This is a genomic window from Actinomadura coerulea (assembly GCF_014208105.1).
GTDB lineage: Bacteria > Actinomycetota > Actinomycetes > Streptosporangiales > Streptosporangiaceae > Spirillospora > Spirillospora coerulea.
The window spans coordinates 7,213,822-7,231,828 of sequence record NZ_JACHMQ010000001.1 but is presented as its reverse complement, the minus strand read 5'-3'; the positions used below and the strand labels follow the sequence as shown (position 1 = coordinate 7,231,828).

The 18,007-nt window shown below is 73.5% G+C and carries 16 protein-coding genes; 4 read left to right on the top strand and 12 right to left on the bottom strand.

What is annotated here, in order from left to right; genetic code table 11:
* Positions 1-98: 98 nt before the first annotated feature.
* The 7 genes from BKA00_RS40155 to BKA00_RS33580 all read right to left on the bottom strand — a co-directional run bounded on the left by BKA00_RS40155 (position 99) and on the right by BKA00_RS33580 (position 8,902).
* Complete coding sequence (locus tag BKA00_RS40155) at positions 99-2,987, bottom strand: AAA family ATPase (RefSeq protein WP_276530154.1); 2,889 nt, start codon at positions 2,985-2,987, stop codon at positions 99-101.
* A gap of 42 nt (positions 2,988-3,029) precedes the next feature.
* Positions 3,030-4,061, bottom strand: a complete 1,032-nt coding sequence (locus tag BKA00_RS33605; protein WP_185031928.1) for a CaiB/BaiF CoA transferase family protein — start codon at positions 4,059-4,061, stop codon at positions 3,030-3,032.
* A gap of 273 nt (positions 4,062-4,334) precedes the next feature.
* Positions 4,335-5,696 carry an arginine--tRNA ligase domain-containing protein gene (gene argS / locus BKA00_RS33600; protein WP_185031926.1) on the bottom strand — a complete coding sequence of 454 codons (1,362 nt, stop codon included), beginning with the start codon at positions 5,694-5,696 and terminating at the stop codon, positions 4,335-4,337.
* Between the two features lie 99 nt (positions 5,697-5,795).
* Positions 5,796-6,536, bottom strand: a complete 741-nt coding sequence (locus tag BKA00_RS33595) for a hypothetical protein (protein WP_185031925.1) — start codon at positions 6,534-6,536, stop codon at positions 5,796-5,798.
* Between the two features lie 36 nt (positions 6,537-6,572).
* The gene (locus tag BKA00_RS33590) at positions 6,573-7,997 is read right to left on the bottom strand and encodes an MFS transporter (protein WP_185031923.1); all 1,425 of its coding nucleotides are present in this window, start codon (positions 7,995-7,997) and stop codon (positions 6,573-6,575) included.
* A gap of 117 nt (positions 7,998-8,114) precedes the next feature.
* Positions 8,115-8,468 (bottom strand): ArsR/SmtB family transcription factor, encoded by a 354-nt coding sequence (locus tag BKA00_RS33585; protein WP_185031921.1) that lies wholly within the window; start codon positions 8,466-8,468, stop codon positions 8,115-8,117.
* A complete protein-coding gene (locus BKA00_RS33580; protein ID WP_185031918.1) occupies positions 8,465-8,902 on the bottom strand; it encodes an SRPBCC domain-containing protein in 438 nt (145 codons plus the stop codon). The genes BKA00_RS33585 and BKA00_RS33580 overlap by 4 nt, the downstream gene beginning before the upstream one ends.
* Before the next feature lie 270 nt (positions 8,903-9,172).
* On the opposite strand from BKA00_RS33580, the gene BKA00_RS33575 reads away from it, so the two are divergent.
* Positions 9,173-9,652, top strand: coding sequence for a YcxB family protein (locus tag BKA00_RS33575; protein WP_185031909.1), 480 nt, complete (start codon positions 9,173-9,175; stop codon positions 9,650-9,652).
* On the opposite strand, the gene BKA00_RS33570 is transcribed toward BKA00_RS33575, so the two are convergent.
* The gene (locus tag BKA00_RS33570; protein ID WP_185031907.1) at positions 9,636-10,736 is read right to left on the bottom strand and encodes a DUF6183 family protein; all 1,101 of its coding nucleotides are present in this window, start codon (positions 10,734-10,736) and stop codon (positions 9,636-9,638) included. The genes BKA00_RS33575 and BKA00_RS33570 overlap by 17 nt on opposite strands.
* Positions 10,737-10,787: 51 nt before the next feature.
* Between BKA00_RS33570 and BKA00_RS33565 the strand changes: the two genes are divergently transcribed.
* Positions 10,788-11,903, top strand: coding sequence for a hypothetical protein (locus BKA00_RS33565; RefSeq protein WP_185031905.1), 1,116 nt, complete (start codon positions 10,788-10,790; stop codon positions 11,901-11,903).
* 6 nt (positions 11,904-11,909) lie between these two features.
* On the opposite strand, the gene BKA00_RS33560 is transcribed toward BKA00_RS33565, so the two are convergent.
* From BKA00_RS33560 to BKA00_RS33545, 4 genes are all read right to left on the bottom strand, one after another.
* Complete coding sequence (locus BKA00_RS33560; protein WP_185031903.1) at positions 11,910-12,704, bottom strand: enoyl-CoA hydratase/isomerase family protein; 795 nt, start codon at positions 12,702-12,704, stop codon at positions 11,910-11,912.
* A 68-nt stretch (positions 12,705-12,772) separates the two neighbouring features.
* A complete protein-coding gene (locus BKA00_RS33555; protein ID WP_185031901.1) occupies positions 12,773-13,918 on the bottom strand; it encodes an acetyl-CoA C-acetyltransferase in 1,146 nt (381 codons plus the stop codon).
* Positions 13,919-14,027: 109 nt separating this feature from the next.
* A complete protein-coding gene (locus BKA00_RS33550) occupies positions 14,028-16,064 on the bottom strand; it encodes an MFS transporter (RefSeq protein ID WP_185031899.1) in 2,037 nt (678 codons plus the stop codon).
* Positions 16,065-16,187: 123 nt separating this feature from the next.
* The gene (locus BKA00_RS33545; protein ID WP_185031897.1) at positions 16,188-16,589 is read right to left on the bottom strand and encodes a hypothetical protein; all 402 of its coding nucleotides are present in this window, start codon (positions 16,587-16,589) and stop codon (positions 16,188-16,190) included.
* Between the two features lie 102 nt (positions 16,590-16,691).
* Here BKA00_RS33545 and BKA00_RS33540 point away from each other — a divergent pair, with 102 nt between their 5' ends.
* Together BKA00_RS33540 and BKA00_RS33535 are read left to right on the top strand one after the other, a co-directional pair.
* Positions 16,692-16,853, top strand: coding sequence for a hypothetical protein (locus BKA00_RS33540; protein ID WP_185031895.1), 162 nt, complete (start codon positions 16,692-16,694; stop codon positions 16,851-16,853).
* 220 nt (positions 16,854-17,073) lie between these two features.
* Entirely contained in the window at positions 17,074-17,949 is an 876-nt protein-coding gene (locus tag BKA00_RS33535; protein ID WP_185031893.1) for a class I SAM-dependent methyltransferase, read from the top strand.
* The last annotated feature ends 58 nt before the right edge of the window (positions 17,950-18,007 follow it).

The window sequence follows — 18,007 nt, the reverse complement described above, 5'->3', positions numbered from 1 at the left end:
TCCCCGAAAGGCCAGCCACGAAAGTTCCCGTGTGGTCCGACGGTTCGCGGTGGGGGATCCGGGAGGGGAGATTCCCCGCCGTGAATCAGGCGGGCGGCTCAGGCGCCGACCTTCGGGGTGGCGAACAGGGCCATCCGGTGAGCGGTCGCGGCGGCCTCGCCGCGGCTCGCCACCTCCAGCTTGCCGAGGATGTTCGACACGTGGACGCTGGCCGTCTTCACCGAGATGAACAGCGCCTCGGCGATGTCGCGGTTGCTGCGGCCCTCGGCGACCAGGCGCAGCACCTCGAACTCGCGGGGCGTCAGCCCGAGCGGCGCGGAGGCGTCGCCGCGGCGCGGCATCCGGGTGCGGCGCAGCAGGTCGGCGACCCTCTCCGCGAGCGGCCGGGCGCCCAGCCGGTCGGTGAGCTCGGCGGCGGTGTGCAGCGCCGCCGCGGCGGCCTCGTGGTCGCCGGCCGCGAGCGCTGCCTCCGCCGCGCGGGCCAGGGCCCGCGCCCGGTGGTAGGGGTTGCCGAGCGCCTCCCACGCGGCCGCGGCCTCCTCCCAGGCGGCCCGGTCGAGGATGCCGCGCGCCCGGGACAGTTCGGCGGCGAACGTGAGGCAGTGCGCGTGCTGGAGCGGACCGGTCGTCGTCAGTGCGGCGGCGCGCTCCTCCAGGCGGCGCAGGCGGTCCTCGGCGGGTCCGCCGATCTCGCCGCAGGCCGCCGCGCCGACGATCAGCGCGGGCCACGCGTAGCGGGCGTCGTCCGGCATGCCGGTGTGTTGGAGGACGGGCTCCAGCGCCGCCAGCGCGGCCTCGGGGCGGCCCTCGGCGAAGGCGATGTTCGCCTCCAGCCACAGGGTGCTGAAGTAGTCCTGCGTCTTCATCCACTTCAGCTTGAGCTTCATGATCTCGCGTGACCTGGCCAGCTGCGCCTTGGCCGTCGCGATGTCGCCGCGCGCGAGCGCCACCCAGCCCAGCAGGACGAGCAGCGAGGTGCGGGTCGTGATGGCGGGGTCCTGCTCCATGGCGTGGTTCATCACGGCCAGGGCCTCGTCCCACCGGCCGAGCGAGACCAGCGGCTCGGCCTCGTTGATGGAAAGGAACGTTCCCTGCGTGCGGCCCACGCCGTACTGGCGGGCCAGTTCCGCGCCGTGCCCGGCGACGGCGGCGGCCTCCTCGTGCCGCCCGGTGCCCTCCAGGAAGTGCGACCTGATCACGTAGTAGCGGAGCAGCACCCGGTGGTTGCCGCTGCGCTCGGCGCTGTCCCCGACCTCGGCGATGCGCGTCTCGTCGTCGTAGTCGATGTCGGCGCAGAACAGCGTGATCAGCGCCTCGGTCTCCGCGACGGGGTCGCCGAGGGCGCGCGCGATGGACAGGGACTCCAGCGCCGCCTCGCGGGCCTCCTCGATGGAGGTGGTGATGCGCACGTAGTTGCCCAGCGTGGACAGGGCCCGGGCGCGCAGGATGGTCGGCGGGTCGGCGGGCAGCGCGTCCACCGCGGCGCGCAGGTCCTCGACGAAGCCGGGGCGCGCCACGTGGTAGAGCATCCGGCCGCGCTGTTCGAGCAGCGCGGCCCAGCGGGCGGTGTCGCGCTCGCCCGCGGCGGCCTCGACCTCCTTCAGCGCGGCGGTGGTGAGCTTGATGCCGCGGTCGAACTCGCCGGCCAGGTCGGCGGCGTTCGCGGCGTCCTCCAGGACCGAGACGTGGTCGGCGCCGATGCGCTCCGCCGCGTCCGGGACCTTGTCCCACAGCTGGAGCACGCGTTCGAGCATCGCCAGGCACTCGGCGTAGGCGACCGCCTTGCGGGCCTCCCGCGCCGCGCGCCAGGACGCCACCAGGGCCCATGTGCTGTCGTGGGCCTGCGTCCAGTGGTAGCTCAGCTCGACCCAGAGCCGCCCGGCCGGGACGAGCCCGGGCTCCTTCTCCAGGGCCTCGGCGTAGCGGGTGTGCAGGCGCGTGTACTCGCCCGGCAGCAGGTCGTCGTGGACGGCCTCGCGGATCAGGGCGTGGCGGAACGCGTAGCCGTCGCCGTCCACGACCAGGACGTTGGCGGCGACGGCGGGCCGCAGGACGCGGGTCAGCGCGGCGTCGTCGAGCCCGGACACCGCGGCCAGCAGCGCGTGCTCGATGCGGGTACTGCCGCCGCTGGCGTCCCGCAGGACGTCCTGCGTCTCCTCGGGGAGCCGCTGGACGCCCGCCAGCAGCAGGTCGCGCAGCGACTCGGGCAGCTCGCAGGCCAGCGTGCCGTCGTCGTCGAGCAGCGCCTCGATGAACAGGGGGTTGCCCTCGCTGCGGGCCTCGATCCGCTCGACGAGGCCGGGCGGCGGGACGTGGCCGAGCAGCTCGGTGACGAGCGCGGCGACGTCGGCGCGGGCCAGCCGGCCGATCTCCGTCCGGCGGACGCGTTCGAGCCGCTCCAGGCCGGCGAGCAGCTGGCGCAGCGGATGGGTGCGGTGCAGCTCGTCCGACCGGTAGGTCATGACGATCAGCACCGGCGCCGAGCCGAGATTGCGGATCAGGAAGGCCAGCAGGTCGCGGGTGGACCGGTCCGCCCAGTGGGCGTCCTCGATGACGAGCACGACCGGGCCGCGCTCGGCGAGCCGCTCCAGCAGCGTCAGCACGACCTCGAACAGCCGGGCGCGCTCCTCGCCGGACGCGGCGTCGCTCTCCGGCTCCCCGAACTCGGGCAGCAGCCGGGCGAGGGCGCCGGTGTCGCCGCGCGGGACGAGGCCGGCGACGCCCTCGATGCCGATGTCGCGGACGAGCCCGCGCAGGACGGTGGTGAACGGCGCGAAGGGAAGGCCGTCGGAACCGAGCTCCAGGCAGCCGCCGACCAGCGTCCTGGCGTCGGCGTTCCGGCTGAACTCCCTGATCAGGCGGGTCTTGCCGAGCCCGGCGTCGCCGCCGAGCAGCACGGCGCCCGGCGCGGCGCCGAGGGCGTCGCGCAACTGCCGCAGCTCGGCCGACCTGCCGATCAGGACGGGACTCATCGCACGCGCGTTCACGTCACAACTATGCCAAAGGGATCGGACAATCCCACCCGTATATCACTCCGTGAGACGCCAGCCCTGGCCCCGGTGCTCGTCCAGCTCCGGAACCGCTCCCCGCGGAAGCGGCGGGTGGACCGCCGTCCGCACCGGCCCCTGCTCCTGGACCCCGCGCGCCCTGAAGTGATCGAGTTCGAGCATCTCGGCGCGTGACAGCAGGGGCGCCACCGGGGCGCCCGCCCGCGTCAGGCGCTCGACGGCCTCCCGCGCGGTGAGGCCGGACACCGCGGCGGCGACCGCGCCGTCCAGCTCGCGGATCCGCCCGAGGCGCTCGGCGAACGGGACGGCGGCGTGCTCGCCGATGCCGAGCGCGCGGCAGGTCGCCGCCCAGAGCCCGTCCTCGGACACGACGCCGAGGGTGATCTTCTGGCCGTCCCGGGTCGGGTAGACGCCGTAGCCGGGCACCGGTCCCGCGCCCGACCGCCGGGTCGCCGCCGGGACGGTGCCGACCCAGTGCGCCAGGACGTCCGCCATGCCGAGGTCGATGCGGTCGCCGATCCCCGTCTCGCGGGCCCTGAGGCAGGCGGCGGTGATCGCGAAGGCGGCCGTCGTCGCGGCCGCCATGTCCGCGAGGGGCAGCTCGTCGGCCTCGGGCGACACCGCGTCGGGCGGCAGCGCCGCCGCGTGGGCGCGGTAGTTGATGTCGTGTCCTGGAACGTCCCTGAGCGGCCCCTCCGCCCCGTACCCGGATATGGAGCAGTAGACGAGCCGCGGGTTCGCCGACCTGAGGGTCCGGTGGCCCACGCCCAGCCGCTCGGCGACACCGGGCCTGAACCCCTCGACGAAGACCTCGGCGTCCCCGGCCAGCTCCCTGAGCGCGGCGAGCCCGTCCTCGGACTTGAGGTCGAGCACCATGCCGCGCTTGTGCCGGTTGAGGACGTCGAAATGGTCGCGGAACATCCGCATCGGCTCCCCGCCGGGCGGCTCCACCTTGATCACGTCAGCGCCGAGCTGGGCGAGCAGCTGCGTGGCGTACGGCCCGGGCCGCCACATCGTCAGATCGAGGACGCGGAGTCCGTCCAGCGGCGCCATGGCGCTCCTCGCTTGTCGGAAAGCATCACCGTGCCGGTCCGGCGCACCTGGAGTCAAGCGAGCGCTTGGTTCCCAAGGTTCGCGCGGAGCGGCCGCCGCCCCCCCGTCCCGGAAAGAAGAACGGGCCGCACGCCCGGCGCCGGTCGCTCGGAAGCGACCGGCGCGGGGTGCGGCCCGCCTGTTGCGCGTGGAGGCCCGGCGGGGCTTCCCCGTTGTCGCGTCCGCCCGGCGCCGGGGCGCCGGGCGGACGCGGTCTTGATCAGAACGCGTCGCTCACATCCAGTCGGGTGCGGGGACGCCGAGGAGGTCCAGGCCGGTGACCAGCGTGCGCAGTGTGACCGCGCACAGCGCCAGCCGGGATGCCTTGATCTCCTCATTGGGGGCCTTGAGCACCGGGCAGGCCCAGTAGAAGGCCATGCTCAGCACGGCGAGGTCATAGAGATACCTCGCCAGCAGGTGCGGTTCCGAGGCCGCGCCCGCCTGCCCCAGCGTGAGGCCGAAGTCCAGCAGGTGCAGCACCAGGGCCCGCTCCTCCCCGGTCTTGATCATGATCGGGTCCGAGGCCGGTTCCGGCGCCCGCTTACCCTTGCGGAGGATGGCCGCCATCCGGGCGGTGGAGTACTGCACGAAGCCGGTCGTCCTGCCGGTGAACCCGATCATCCGGTTGACATCGAACGAGTACCGGTCGTGCCGCGCCACCAGCAGGTCGGCGAACCTCACCGCACCGTCGGCCGTGGCGTCGATGATCGCGGCACGGGCCTCGGCGTCGAGCCGCGCGCCGCGCCCGCTCTCGTCGAACACCTCGGCGGCCCGCTCACGCACCCCGGCCAGCAGGGCGGACGCCCTGAAGGCCTCGCCGGAACGGCTCTTCAGCTCGCTTCCGGTCCTGGGGTCGATCACGAGACCGATCTCGGCGTGTTCGAGCGCGGCCCCGGAGGGCTCCATGCCCGTCATCCGGGCGACGGCGAACAGCAGTTCGAGGTACTCCCTCTGCTCGCCGCCCGCCAGATAGACCAGCCGGTCGACGCGCTGGTCCTCGATCCGGTGGCGGATCGCGGCGAGGTCGGCGTTGAAGCAGTCGAGCCTCGCGCCGGCCGCGGTGCGCGAGGACGCGCCCCGGTCGCCGGCGCGCCTCTCCCGGATCACCTGATTGCCCAGGAACTCCAGGATCCGGGCGACGGCGTCGCCCACGATCTCCGTCCGCAGGTGACCGGCATGCATCACCTCCGCGACGTCGGGTGAGGAGTACTCCAGCAGGACCCGCTGAGGCGTGGCGGCGACGGGCACCGCGAGGCGCTCGGAGGCCGATATCGGCGAGAGCCGCTTGGCGACCCACTCGGTGTTCAGCGTCAGGTTGATATGGCCGAGCGCACTGATCCGGACATCCGAAACGAAATCCCCGACACGGAGCATCTTGACGATCTCCCCCGCCACGTACGGGGCGGGAAACGGTTTATTGGCCAACGCCAACGCGACGTTGGCCTGCAGATCCGCATGACGCGACCGCCGGACGAGCGGGTCGGTACCCGCGTACTTACCGCCGAAGGCGACCCTCAGCGCGGCCCGGAACCAGGCCTCGATCAAGGGCACCGGCGACCGGCCGGTGACGGTGAACCCATCCTGCAAATGGCTCATCGCACTTTCTCCCTGTTCTGGTTTGTGGCTCTGCGGGACTATCCCGCACCGGTTACCGTTCGCCACCGCCCGGGAACGGCAACCCGGCGCCCGCCGCCGCTACGACTTGATGGACGGGCGTCCGGCGATCAGGTCGCTCAGCCGGTCCCCGAGGCGCTGGACGGGGAGGCGGTACCTGCGCTCCCGGGTCCGCGCCCGCCGCTCCTTGCGGGACCCCTCCGCGTAGCGGCGCCGGGCCCACGGCGAGTCCGGCCGCGCCAGCCGGATCGCCCCGACGATCGCGACGAGGCCGATGAACAGGCCGATGACGCCCGTCCAGACCTTGCCCTTGAGCAGGGCGATCATCGCGACGCACAGGTTGAACAGCAGGATGCCCGCGATGCCCCACACCCCGTCCCCGGCGGCGTCGTCCACGCCGAGCGGCCGCAGGCCCAGCAGCATCAGCCCGCAGAGCGCGATCGTGATGAAGACGACCTCGACCGACAACCGGCCCTGCTCGCTCCAGTAGACGTCCTGGAGGTGCAGGACCAGGGCGAACTCGTCGAGGACGAGCGCGGTGCCCGCCCCGAACACCGCCGCGGTGGCGGCCGCCCATCCGGACGAGTCCGCCGTGATGGCCAGGCCGCCCACGCCGCCGACGCACATGAGCACGAGCCCGAACACGACGTGGTGGATGTGCCGTCCGCCGGGCGTCACGTTCCCGGGCCACCACCGCACCTGCCGCCGGATCATCCGCACGCTGAACCGGATGAACAGGAACGCCGCGACGAACGCCACGAGGAAGCAGAACAGCCGGAGCCGCCCGGCGTCCGCGATCTCGCGCGTGAACCACTCCCCCACATCCGCCCCCTTCCCCGGGGCGGGCAAAGGCCACCTTTACCCGCCGGCCCTCTCCGCGGGGCGGGGGCGCAGGCCGAACCAGACGAGGACCGCGCCGGCGAGCGTCACGGCCACGTCCACGCTCAGCGCGAGGCGGATGCCGGCCAGTTCCGCGCTCCGCGTCGCGGCGACCGAGGCGAGGATCGGGATGCCGACGGTGATGGCCACCTGCTGGGTCATCAGCGTCAGCCCGGTCGCCAGGCCCTGCTCCTCGTTCGGCAGCCCGGAGGTGCCGGTCACGGTGTACGCCACGATGGCCGTCACGTGCCCGAAGAAGCCGATGAACAGCGCGGGGACCAGGATCAGGAGCGCCGTCCGGCCGGTGCCGAGGAGCACCAGGGGCAGGGTCGCCAGGCCCTGCACGGCCAGGCCGCAGGTCAGGACGGTCCGGCCGCCGAAGCGCCCGATGGCCCGCCCGGCGAGCACGCCGGCGCCGACGGACGCCAGGCCGGGGACGCCGAAGACCAGTCCGGTCGCCAGCGGCGAGAGGCCGAGGACGTTCTGCAGGTAGAGCGTCGTCAGGAAGATCATGGCGGGCTCCATGGCGAAGACCAGCAGGCCCGCGAGGTTGCCCCACTTCACCGTGGGGCGGCGGAGGATGCGCACCGGGGCGAGCGGCGCGGGAGAGCGCAGTTCGATCACCCAGAAGGCGGCCAGCAGCACCACGCCGGCGACGGCGGCGACGGCGTTCCGCTCGATGACCGCGTAGATCGCGGCCAGCAGGCCGCCGGTCACGGTGACCGCGCCGGGCAGGTCCAGCCGGAGCCGGGCGGGGCGGCTGCTCTCCCCGATCAGGGCCGGGGCGGCCACCAGCACGGCCACGGCGACCGGGACGTTGATGAAGAAGGCCGCCCGCCAGCTCAGCAGGCTGACGAGGGCGCCGCCGACCAGGGCGCCGACGGTGAAGCCCGCGGAGAGCAGGGCGCCGTTGAGGCCGAGGACGCGCTCGCGCAGCGGGCCCTCCGCGAACGTGCTGGTGATCAGGGACAGCGCCGCTGGGGTCGCCATGGCGGTGGCGACCCCCTGGAGGGCCCGGGCGGTCAGGAGCGTCCCGGGGCCGGCCGCGAAGCCGCCGAGCAGGGAGGCCGCGGTCAGCAGCGCCATCCCGGCGAGGAACAGCCTGCGGCGGCCGAGCAGATCCGCCAGCCGGCCGAACACCAGCGTGAAGCCCGCGGCGGGCAGCGCGTACGCGGCGGTGATCCAGGGCAGGCCGTCCACGCCGAGCCCGACGCCCTCGCCGACCATCGGGAGGGCGACGTTCAGGATGGAGAAGTCGACGGACAGCGTGAACCCGGCACCGAGCAGGACGAGCAGGATCAGCCGCTGCCTGCGGTCGATGCGCGGGGGTCCGCTCGCCGCCGTGGGCGGGGCCGCCGCCGTGGGCGGTGTGGTTTCCGTGGGCGGTGTGGTTTCCGTGGGCATGGCGAAGCGCCCTTTCCGCAGGGGTTCAAGGGGGCCGGACGATCAGGGCGTCGTCCGGCGTGAGGCGGCCGTGAGCGGCCGCCGGATCGGCGGGGGGCGGGGGGCGGGCCGGGGGCTCTAGCGGGCGTCGCGCTCCGCTGCTTCGGCGATGCGCTTGATGTTCGCCAGGCGGCGGTCCCAGTCGGCCGCCAGCGAGGCCATCCACCGCGCCGTCGCGTTCAGGGCGGCGGGCCGTACCGCGTACCGCACCTCGCGTCCGACCCGGCTGCTGGAGACCAGCTCGGCCGCGTCCAGGACGCCCAGGTGCTTGACCACCGCCTGCCGGGAGACCGGGAGCCGCTCGGCGAGGGTCGTGGCGGTGGCCTCGCCGTGTTCGGCGAGCAGGTCGAGCAGGCGGCGCCGCGTCGGATCGGCCAGCGCGTTGAGGACGCCGTCGACCGGCGCGGCGCCGCCGTCAGGACTGTCGGTCACGCGGATTCGACGCGGGTCTTGAAGGCGTCCAGCACCTGCGGCCAGCCGCCGGTGTTGTCCTCCACGGCCTTGCGGCGCAGGTCCTCGGATCCGGCGAGCGCCGCGAACCCGCTCTCGACGACGCGCAGCCGCGTCTTGCCGCCCTCGGGGGTCAGCGTGAACTCCACGAGGGTGCTGTTGTCGTCGCGCAGTTCCTCCCCGGGGAAGGCGCTGACCCATCGGTAGGCGACGTAGGTCGGCGGCTCGACCTTCTCCACGCGCACGGGGAAGTCGCCGTGCTCGGCGTTCCTCACCACCATCGACTCGCCCTCCGCCGCCCCGCCGGGCGGGCCCGGAACGTCGGCCACCCAGAAGCCGGGGTCGGCCACCAATGACCAGACCCTCTCCAAGGATGCCGCGATCAGGGTTTCGCGTTCAATTCGGTTCTCACTCATCCGGCCGCTCCCATGTCCGTCATTCTTGCAACCTCAGGGTTGCACATGGGGCGCCAGATGCGCAACCTTGTGGTTGCGCTTTGGTGGAGTGATCTTGTCTGGGCAGGTCAGGGGCGGGTGATGTCCGCTCCAGCCGGGCGCACTTCGCACGCCCCTTCCGCGCCCGCTTCGGCCTGACCCCCTCGGAGGCGCGGGCCGCCTCCTGACCTGCGGTTGCGCCGGTGAGCGAGCCCGGAAAGGATGATCCGCACGTTTAGCAAAGGCGGCGATATGGACATCTCGGTCAAATACCAGCCCACCGAAGACGAGGTGACCCGGGCTTTCACCCAGGGTTTCAAGAGGCAGCTCACGATCCTGTACGCGTTCCTCGTCGTCGTCCTGCTCGGGGGCGCGGCGTACAGGTTCGCCGCGGGCGACCTGGGATTGGGCATCGGCGCGCTGGTGGCGGCGGTCCTCAGTCCCGCGGCGGGGACCTGGTGGCTTCGCAGGCGCGCCAGGCGGATGCTCGCGTTCCTCTGCGTGCCCACGACGGTGCGGGTGACCGACAGCGGCTACGAGTGCCTGACCGAGGAGTCCACCACGGCGATGCGCTGGACCATGTTCTCCCACGTGTTCCCCACCCCGGAGTTCTGGCTGCTGTACGTGAACAACCAGCCCGCCGCCTTCCTCCCCAAGGCCGCCTTCGACGCCGCTCAGCGGAGCGAGATCGACGCCTTCCTGGCCGCTCGCAAGATCAGTCGGAGTCGGTGACGGCCAGCACGGCCACCGTCCGCCGGTCGGAGCGCAGGGCCGCGATGCCCACGTCCAGCGGCGGGACGACCTGGAGGTGCCAGTCCGAGCCGTAGAAGAGCCATGTGCACCGGTCGGCGGCCTGCTCGATCGCCGCCGGGCCGGTCGCCTGAACGCCCGCCAGCGCCGCAAGCGACTCCCATGACGCCTTGCGCGCATAGGCGCCGTGCATGCGGGGCCCGTACGCGCCGCCGGAAGCGGCCCCGCTGAAGAGCGTCCGCAGGACGTCAACGGTGGCGACCCGCCGCACCCCGGTCACCGTGGCGCCGGTGCTGGCGGCCGGCAGGAGCCGGAGCAGCGAGGCGCCGAAGTCGGCCGGGGCCAGCGGGCGGTCCAGTCGGAACAGCCGGGCTTCCATGGCGTCGGCCCCCGGCGGCCAGTCGCGGTAGGCGCTCAACGCCTGCCGGGCCCCGGGCCAGTCGACCGCCGCCGCATCGATGTCGGGACCGGAAGGCCCTGGAGCGTCCGGTGCCTCCGCGCCGGGCGGCCGCCAGGGCTCGGCCGGGCCGGGGTGCCGGGGCAGCCCGAGATGCCGCTCCGCCCCGACCGGACGAAGCGGCAGGTCCGCCAGCGGATGCCCGGCGGCCCGCAGCCTCCCGGCGAATGCGGCGGCGGTCGTCGCGTCGTGGCGCAGGGCCGTCTCCTGGAGCAGGCAGGCCGCGAGTTCGTCCGACGCGTCGGCGTCGTCGAACACCGCGAGGAGATGCTCGGGGGGCTGGGCGCAGGCCAGCCACTCCGCGACCTCCGGCAGGCCGTACCGGAGGTCGCCGCCCCACCTCCGCCCCTCGGCCGCGAAGGCGCGGACGCGCGCGGTGCGCTCCGCGTCCCCGGGCGCGCTCGCCAGCCGCCTGAGCGCGACCTCGAAGCCGTACCGCATCGGGTAGGTGGGCCTCTCCACCTCCAGCAGCGCGGCCAGAAGCCCTTCGAGCCACTCCGGCTCCGCCTTCTGGACGGCGTTGTCGGTCACCTTGACCGCCCTGCCCCAGTGCCGGTCCCTGTAGGTGTCCGCCATCCCCATCCGCCGGACGGCCTCCTCGATCTCCACACCGCGCAGTCTCACACCCGGAATGCCGGAGAGCGACCCTAGGCTGACCCGATGATCACGTTTCCGCGGTATGCCACCACCTACAGCCTCTTCGTCCCGGACGAGGAGTCCGCCCGCGAGGGGGCCCGGGTGCTCACCGGACGCGGTCACGCGATCGTCCGCGTCGCCCCGGACACCACGACCGACTCCGGGTGGCGGATCGACGGCCTCGACGAGGGCCCCTACCCGGACGGCGACGACCGGTGGTGGGCGGCCGCCGAGCACCGCGCCGTCGCGGCGCTGGCCGAGGAACTCGGCGGTCGCCTCTCGACCTCGATGGCCCTCCCCGAGACCGCCCGCCGCTTCTTCCCCGAGGGAGAGGGCGTCCGCGACCCGGGAACCGTGCGCGAACTGCGGTTGGGCGTCCTGTCGCGCGAGCCCGCCCGCACGCCCGCGCCGGCCGTCGTCCACGGCCTCGGCAGGCGCGAGCCGTCCGGGGGCCCGACCGGCGGGCCGATCGTCCTGGACGGTCTGGACGACGTCGACTGGGCCTCCCTGACCGGTGCCTACGGACCTGCCGACGAGGTCCCCGACATCCTGCGGGGCCTCGCCGCCAACGACGAGGAGTGGGAGGGGGCCGTCGAGGAGTACTTCAGCACGGTCGTCCACCAGGACACCTGCTACGACTGCACTCCGGAGACCATCAGGTTCCTCGTCCAGCTCGTCCGCTCACCGCGGCTGTTCCCGGCCTACCGGCTGGAACTGCTGATCCACATGGCCTACGTCGCCACGATCGACCCCGTCCCGGCCACCGGCGAGGCCGACTCGGACGAGGCGGCCGCCTGCCGGGCCGTCGTGGATCACCTTCCCGACCTGCTGGCCCTCTGGCCGGAGGCGTCCGCGGCGGTGCGCGCGTGGCTGATCGTCCTGGCGGCCGTGCGGCCCGGCGCGCAGCCGCGGCCCGAGTTCGAGGAGTTCCGGAGGCGGCTGGACGGCCCGAGCCCCGCCCTCGATCTCGCGCTGGCCCTGACGTCCGGCGACGGCGGCGCCGTCCGCGACCTGACGCTCGCCGCGGCCTCATGGGACGAGGAGGTCTCCGCCATGCTGGAGGAGCCCTTCACCCGCCGCACCCGCGAGCTGAAGATCCTCTTCCACCTCGCCCTGACGGAGCTGGCGCCCTCAGACTAGGGCGGCTCAGTGGCCCTGGAAGTCTGGGGGGCGGTTCTCCAGGAAGGCGGTGATGCCCTCCTTGGCGTCCTCGGTGGCGGTCAGGCCGACCAGCTCCGACAGCAGGTGGGCGACCTGGTCCTCCAGGGGGCGGCCCTCGATGGCGAAGAACGCGTCGCGGCCGCGGCGCAGGCCGACGGGGCTCTTGGACGCGATCACGCGGGCCAGCTCGTCCACGCGGGCGTCGAGTCCGGCGCGCGGGACGACCTCGGTGACGAGGCCGATGTCGCGGCCCTCGGCGGCGGTGACGCGGCCGCCGGTGTAGTAGAGCTTGAAGGCGTGCTTCGGGGCGACGTTCCGGTTGATGATCGCCATGATCATCATGGGCCAGAGGCCGACGTTCACCTCGGGGGTCGCCAGCTTGACGTCGTCGGCGGCGATCACCAGGTCGCAGGCGGCGGCGAGGCCGAGGCCGCCCGCGACGGCGTGCCCGGCCAGCCGCGCGATGATCGGCTTGCCGAGCCGGGGGAAGGCCGTGAAGAGCCGGTAGGGGGCGCTGTCCCGGACGGCGGCGGGGTCCGCGACCGAGCGGCCGTCCGCCTGCGCCCGGCCGAGGCCGCCGAGGTCGGCGCCCGCGCAGAACGCCCGGTCCCCGGCGCCGGTCAGGACGATCACCCGGACGCCGGTGTCGGCCCCGGCCCGCTCGAACGCGTCGAGCAGCTCGCCGATCATCTGGTCGCTGAGCGCGTTGCGGGCCTCGGGACGGTTCAGCGTGATCCGCGCGATTCGCTCGTCCACCGAATACAGGATCGTCTCGTACATGTCCCCTCCCACCTCCGAACGGAACCGCCCCCTGGAGCGGGCTCCAGGGGGCGGTTCCCCAGGCGTGCCTAGATGCGCTCGATGATGGTGGCGTTGGCCTGGCCGCCGCCCTCGCACATCGTCTGCAGGCCGTAGCGGCCGCCGGTGCGCTCCAGCTCGTGCAGCAGCTTGGTCATCAGGACGCCGCCCGTCGCGCCGAGCGGGTGCCCGAGGGCGATCGCGCCGCCGTTGGGGTTGGTCTTGTCCAGCGAGGCGCCGGTGTCGTGCGCCCAGGCCATCGGGACCGGGGCGAACGCCTCGTTGACCTCGAAGACGTCGATGTCGTCGATCTTCAGCCCGGCGCGGCCCAGGGCCTTCTCGGTGGCGGGGATCGGGCCGGTCAGCATGTAGACCGGGTCGGAGCCGCACACCGCGAGGGTGTGGATGCGGGCGCGCGGGGTGAGGTTGTACCGCTTGACGGCCTCCTCGGAGGCGATCAGCACCGCGGAGGCGCCGACGGAGATCTGCGAGGCGACGGCGGCGGTGATCCGGCCGTCCTCGCGCAGGGTCTTCAGGCCCGCCATCTTCTCCAGCGTGGTGTCGGCGCGGGCGCCCTCGTCCTTGGACAGCCCGGCGATGGGGGCGATCTCGCGGTCGAAGTAGCCGGCCTCGATGGCCTTGGCGGCGCGCTGGTGGCTCTCCAGCGCGAACCTCTCCAGGTCCTCGCGGGTGAAGCCCCACTTCTCGGCCATCAGCTCGGCGCCGCGGAACTGCGAGATCTCCTGCATTCCGTAGCGCTCGATCCAGCCGTCGCCGTACGGGAAGGGCATGCCCTTCTCCAGGGCCATGGCGACCGAGGACCCCATCGGGACCATCGCCATCTGCTCGACGCCGGAGGCGACGACGAGGTCCTGGGTGCCGGACAGCACGCCCTGGGCGGCGAAGTGGATCGCCTGCTGGGACGATCCGCACTGCCGGTCGATGGTCACGCCGGGCACGCCCTCGGGCAGCCCGGCCGACAGCCACGCGGTGCGCGCGAGGTCCAGGGACTGCGGGCCGACCTGCATGACGCAGCCCATGATCACGTCTTCGACCCCGGACGGGTCGACCCCTGTGCGGTTGACGAGCTCCTTGAGCACGTGCGCCCCGAGGTCGGCGGGGTGGACGTCCTTGAGGGCGCCCTTCTTGGTACCGACGGGGGTACGGACCGCGCCGACGATGTACGCCTCGGCCACTACGCCTCCAAAGATCTGGGGTTCCGTCCCGAAACCGAGTGTGATTCGGTTAGTCGGTACGAGATTACATCCTCCCGGCGCGCCGCGCTGTGAGGTGGATCTCGGGCACCTACGTCCCCTGCCCGGCGGACCGCGTCCCGGGCCCGAGGACCTCGCCGTCCGCCTCGTCGCCGAGGGACGCCTCCGCCAGCCGCGACAGGACGTCCGCCAGCTCAGGATGCTCCTCGGGGGCCCAGCCGTCCAGATGCCGGGCGAGCCCCTCGCGGCGGGCCGCGAACAGGCGCTCGGCGGCGTCCCGCCCGGACGGCGTGACGGTGAGGGCCCCCTCGCGCCGCAGGACGTAGCCGGCGTCCACGAGCCGGTCGACGTACGGGCGGCCCTGCTCGACCGGGACGCCCGCGCGGTCGGCGAGGTCCCGGCCGGTGACGGCCTCGTCCTTGGCGATCCGGCACAGCGCCCACACGCTGCCCGCCGGCAGGGACACGCCCGAGAACGCGGCCAGCCGGTCGTACAGCTCGAAGGCCCTCGCGTCCCTGCGCATCAGCTGGCTCAGGGCGCGCTCCATCTCGTGCCTGGACGACCGGGCGGTCGGCGCCGCGCCGAACCCCTCCCCGTAGTCGTGCGTCTGCGAGGTCTCCCGCAGCGGGACCTCGCGCAGGAACCAGGTCAGCACGAACGCGGCCGCCGCGACCGGGACCGCCCAGAAGAACACCGAGTCGATCGACTCCGCGTAGGCGTGCAGGACGGCGTCCTTGACCGCGGCCGGGTACCGGTCGAGCAGCCCCGGGTTGCCCTGGACGGCCGCCGGGTCGAACCCCGGCGGAAGGATCCGCGCGAGGTCCGCCACATGGCCGGCGAGCTGGTTGCTGAAGATGGAGCCGAACACCGCGACGCCGAACGACCCGCCGATCTGCCGGAAGAAGGTGACGCCGGACGTCGCGGAGCCGAGGTCCTCGTACGACACCGCGTTCTGGACGGCGATGACGAGCACCTGCATGACCAGGCCCAGCCCGAAGCCGAGCAGCGCGAACCGCAGGCTCATGCTGAGCGTGGTGGAGTTCTCGTCCAGCGACGAGCACAGGTAGAGCGCCAGCGCGATGATCGGCGTGCCGACCACCGGGTAGATCTTGTAGCGGCCGTACCGGGTGATCAGCTGGCCGGAGCCGATCGAGCTGAGCAGCATGCCGAGCATCATCGGCAGCAGGTAGACGCCCGACAGCGTGGGCGAGACCCCGTGCACCACCTGCAGGAAGATCGGCAGGAACGTCAGCGCGCCGAACATCGCGAAGCCGACCGCGAAGCTGATCGCGGCGCCGAGGGCGAACACCGGGTGGCGCAGCAGCGACGGCGGCATGATCGGTTCGGCGGCACGCCGCTCGACCAGAAGCCACACCGCGATCAGCACCACCGAGCCGGCGCCCAGGCCGATGATCGGCGCGGACGCCCAGTCGTAGCGCGTCCCGCCCCAGGTCGTCATCAGCACCAGCCCGACGGCCCAGCCGACGATCAGCAGCGTGCCGAGGTAGTCGATGCGGTGGCGTTCCCGCTCGCCCGTCGCGTGCAGCACGGCGGCGATCACCGCCAGCGCCACCACCCCGATGGGCAGGTTGATGTAGAACACCCAGCGCCACGTCAGGTTGTCGACGAACCAGCCGCCGAGCAGCGGGCCGCAGACGCTCGCCACGCCGAAGACCGCGCCGAACAGGCCCTGGTACCGGCCGCGCTCGCGGGGCGGCACCACGTCCCCGACGATGGCGACGGCGAGCACCATCAGCCCGCCGCCGCCGAGGCCCTGCAGGGCGCGGAACACGATCAGCTGCGTCATGTCCTGCGACAGGCCGCACAGCGCCGACCCGATCAGGAAGATGACGATCGACGCCTGGAACAGCCGCTTGCGGCCGTACTGGTCGCCGAGCTTGCCCCACAGCGGCGTGGACGCCGTGGAGGACAGCAGGTACGCCGTGACGACCCACGACAGGTGGTTGAGCCCGCCGAGGTCGCTGACGATCGTCGGCAGCGCGGTGGACACGATCGTCTGGTCCAGCGCCGCCAGCAGCATGGCGAGCATGAGGGCGCCGAGGACCACGTAGAGGTCCCTGCCCTTCGGCATGGCCCGCTCGTCCCGCGCCGCCGCCGTCGCCGTCATGTCGCCGTCGCCGTCATGCCGTCGTCCCCCTGCCGCCGCCCATCCGCCGGGTACGTGCGGAGAGATGCCTACCCACGAGCCGGACGGGATCACCCGGCCCGGGCGGGCGGTCGGGGGGAGGGGTCAGCGCACCAGGTCGCGGGCGACCTTCGCGGCGCCGATCGAGGCGGCCCCTCCGGCGACCGCCACCGCGCCCGCGGTCACCCACAGCGGCAGGCCCCTGCGGGTCTTCAGGCCGCTCACCACGTCGATCGAGTCGACGGCGAGGCCGATCCCGGCCCAGAGCCGGCGCCCGGAGGCGTCGCCGCTGAGCAGGTAGCCCGCGCCGAGCGCGATCTCCCGGGCGGCGAACATCCGCGCCACGTAGTCGCGGCCCGGGTCGGCGGCGCCGCCGAGGCCCATCAGCCTGGCGGTCAGCCTCGGCGCGGCGAGCGCCGCGAGCCCGAGGGCCACCCGGCCGCGCGCCAGGCCGGTCGCCAGCTCGTCCACCCTGTCCCGGCCGTCTTCTTCCTTCGCATCTGCCACGAGGGTGAGGGTATCGGCCCGCCTCCGCTCCCCGACCGGCGGGTAACCCCTGCCTTACACGTCTATGGTTCAGAAGGCGGCTCTCCCCGGACGAAGGTGGCCATGGAAGGCATCCTCACTCTCATCGTCGTGTCGCTGCTCGCGGCGTTCTGCGTGCGCTGGGCCGCGGCGCGGCTCCGGCTGACCATGCCGGCCCGTGCCGCGGTGATCATCGTGTTCGTCATCGTCGTCCTGGCGCTGTACGGCCAGCACCTGCGGAACTGACCGGCGGACGTGCACGGCGGGTGAATTTCCGGGACCGGTTCCGAACCTCCCGGCCCCCCGGAGAGTCATAACTGGCGAAACCGGCTTCACGCCCGTTCGCTGCCCGCCGGCGCCGACGCGCCCCGCCCGTCCCGGGCGGGATCCCCCCGGCACGCGCCTGCACGGTGGACGCGAACGGTACCCCGCACGGCGAAGCCGGCCGAGCCGAGGGAGAGCACCCGTGCCGCATCCGGCGCCCGCCGTCCAGGAGACCGGGGGCACGATCGCCCCGCATCTGAGGCGCCTGCTGGAGTTCGTCGAACCCCATACCGGTGACGTGTGCCTGGACGTCGCGCGCGGCCGCGGCCCGATGCCCGCCGCGCTCGGCCCGCACGTCCGCCACGTGACCGCGGTGGACGCGACGCCCGTGGCGGCGCCGTCCGCGCGGGCCAGGACGGGCCGGATGGAGACCGTGGAGTTCGGGACGGGCCCGGTCCGCATCACCGGCGAGACCCGCGGCCCGGACGGCGCCCGCCACGGCCACGACGGCGGCGCCGCCCGCCCGAGACCCCCGTCCGCCATGACCCGCGAGGACCCGCGGCCGGGGGCCGCGCGTCCCGCCCCGCGCGTCCCGATCAAGGCGGACGCCACCGCGCTGCCGTACAGGGACAACACGTTCTCCCTGGTGACGGCCCGTTTCTCGCTCTACAACCTGGGCGATCCGGGTGACGTGCTGCGGGAACTGCTGCGGGTGTGCCGGCCCGGCGGGCGGGTGATCGTCGCCGACCTCGTCCGCGGCAACCTCGCCGGGCCCGAGCGCGACCGGATCGAGCGCCTGCGCGACCCCGACCACCCCGGCACCCCGTCCATCGCCCGGCTCACCGAGATGATCACCTCGGTGGGCGGCAGCATCCGCCGGCTGGACGTGTTCACCGTGGAGCGCCCGGTCGAGCCGTGGCTCGCCGGGGCCCGTGACGGCGCCGCGGCCGACCGCATCCGCGCGGCCATGCTCGACGAGGTGGACGGCGGCCCCCGCACCGGCGCCAAGCCCCGCGTCATAGGCGGCGAACTATGGTTCACCCAGTCCTGGGCGCACGTGGCCGCGGAGCCCATCTAGCCGTCGAGTTGCGGCGTGTTGCCCTTATAGGCGCTCCCAGAAGGGCAACACGCCGCAA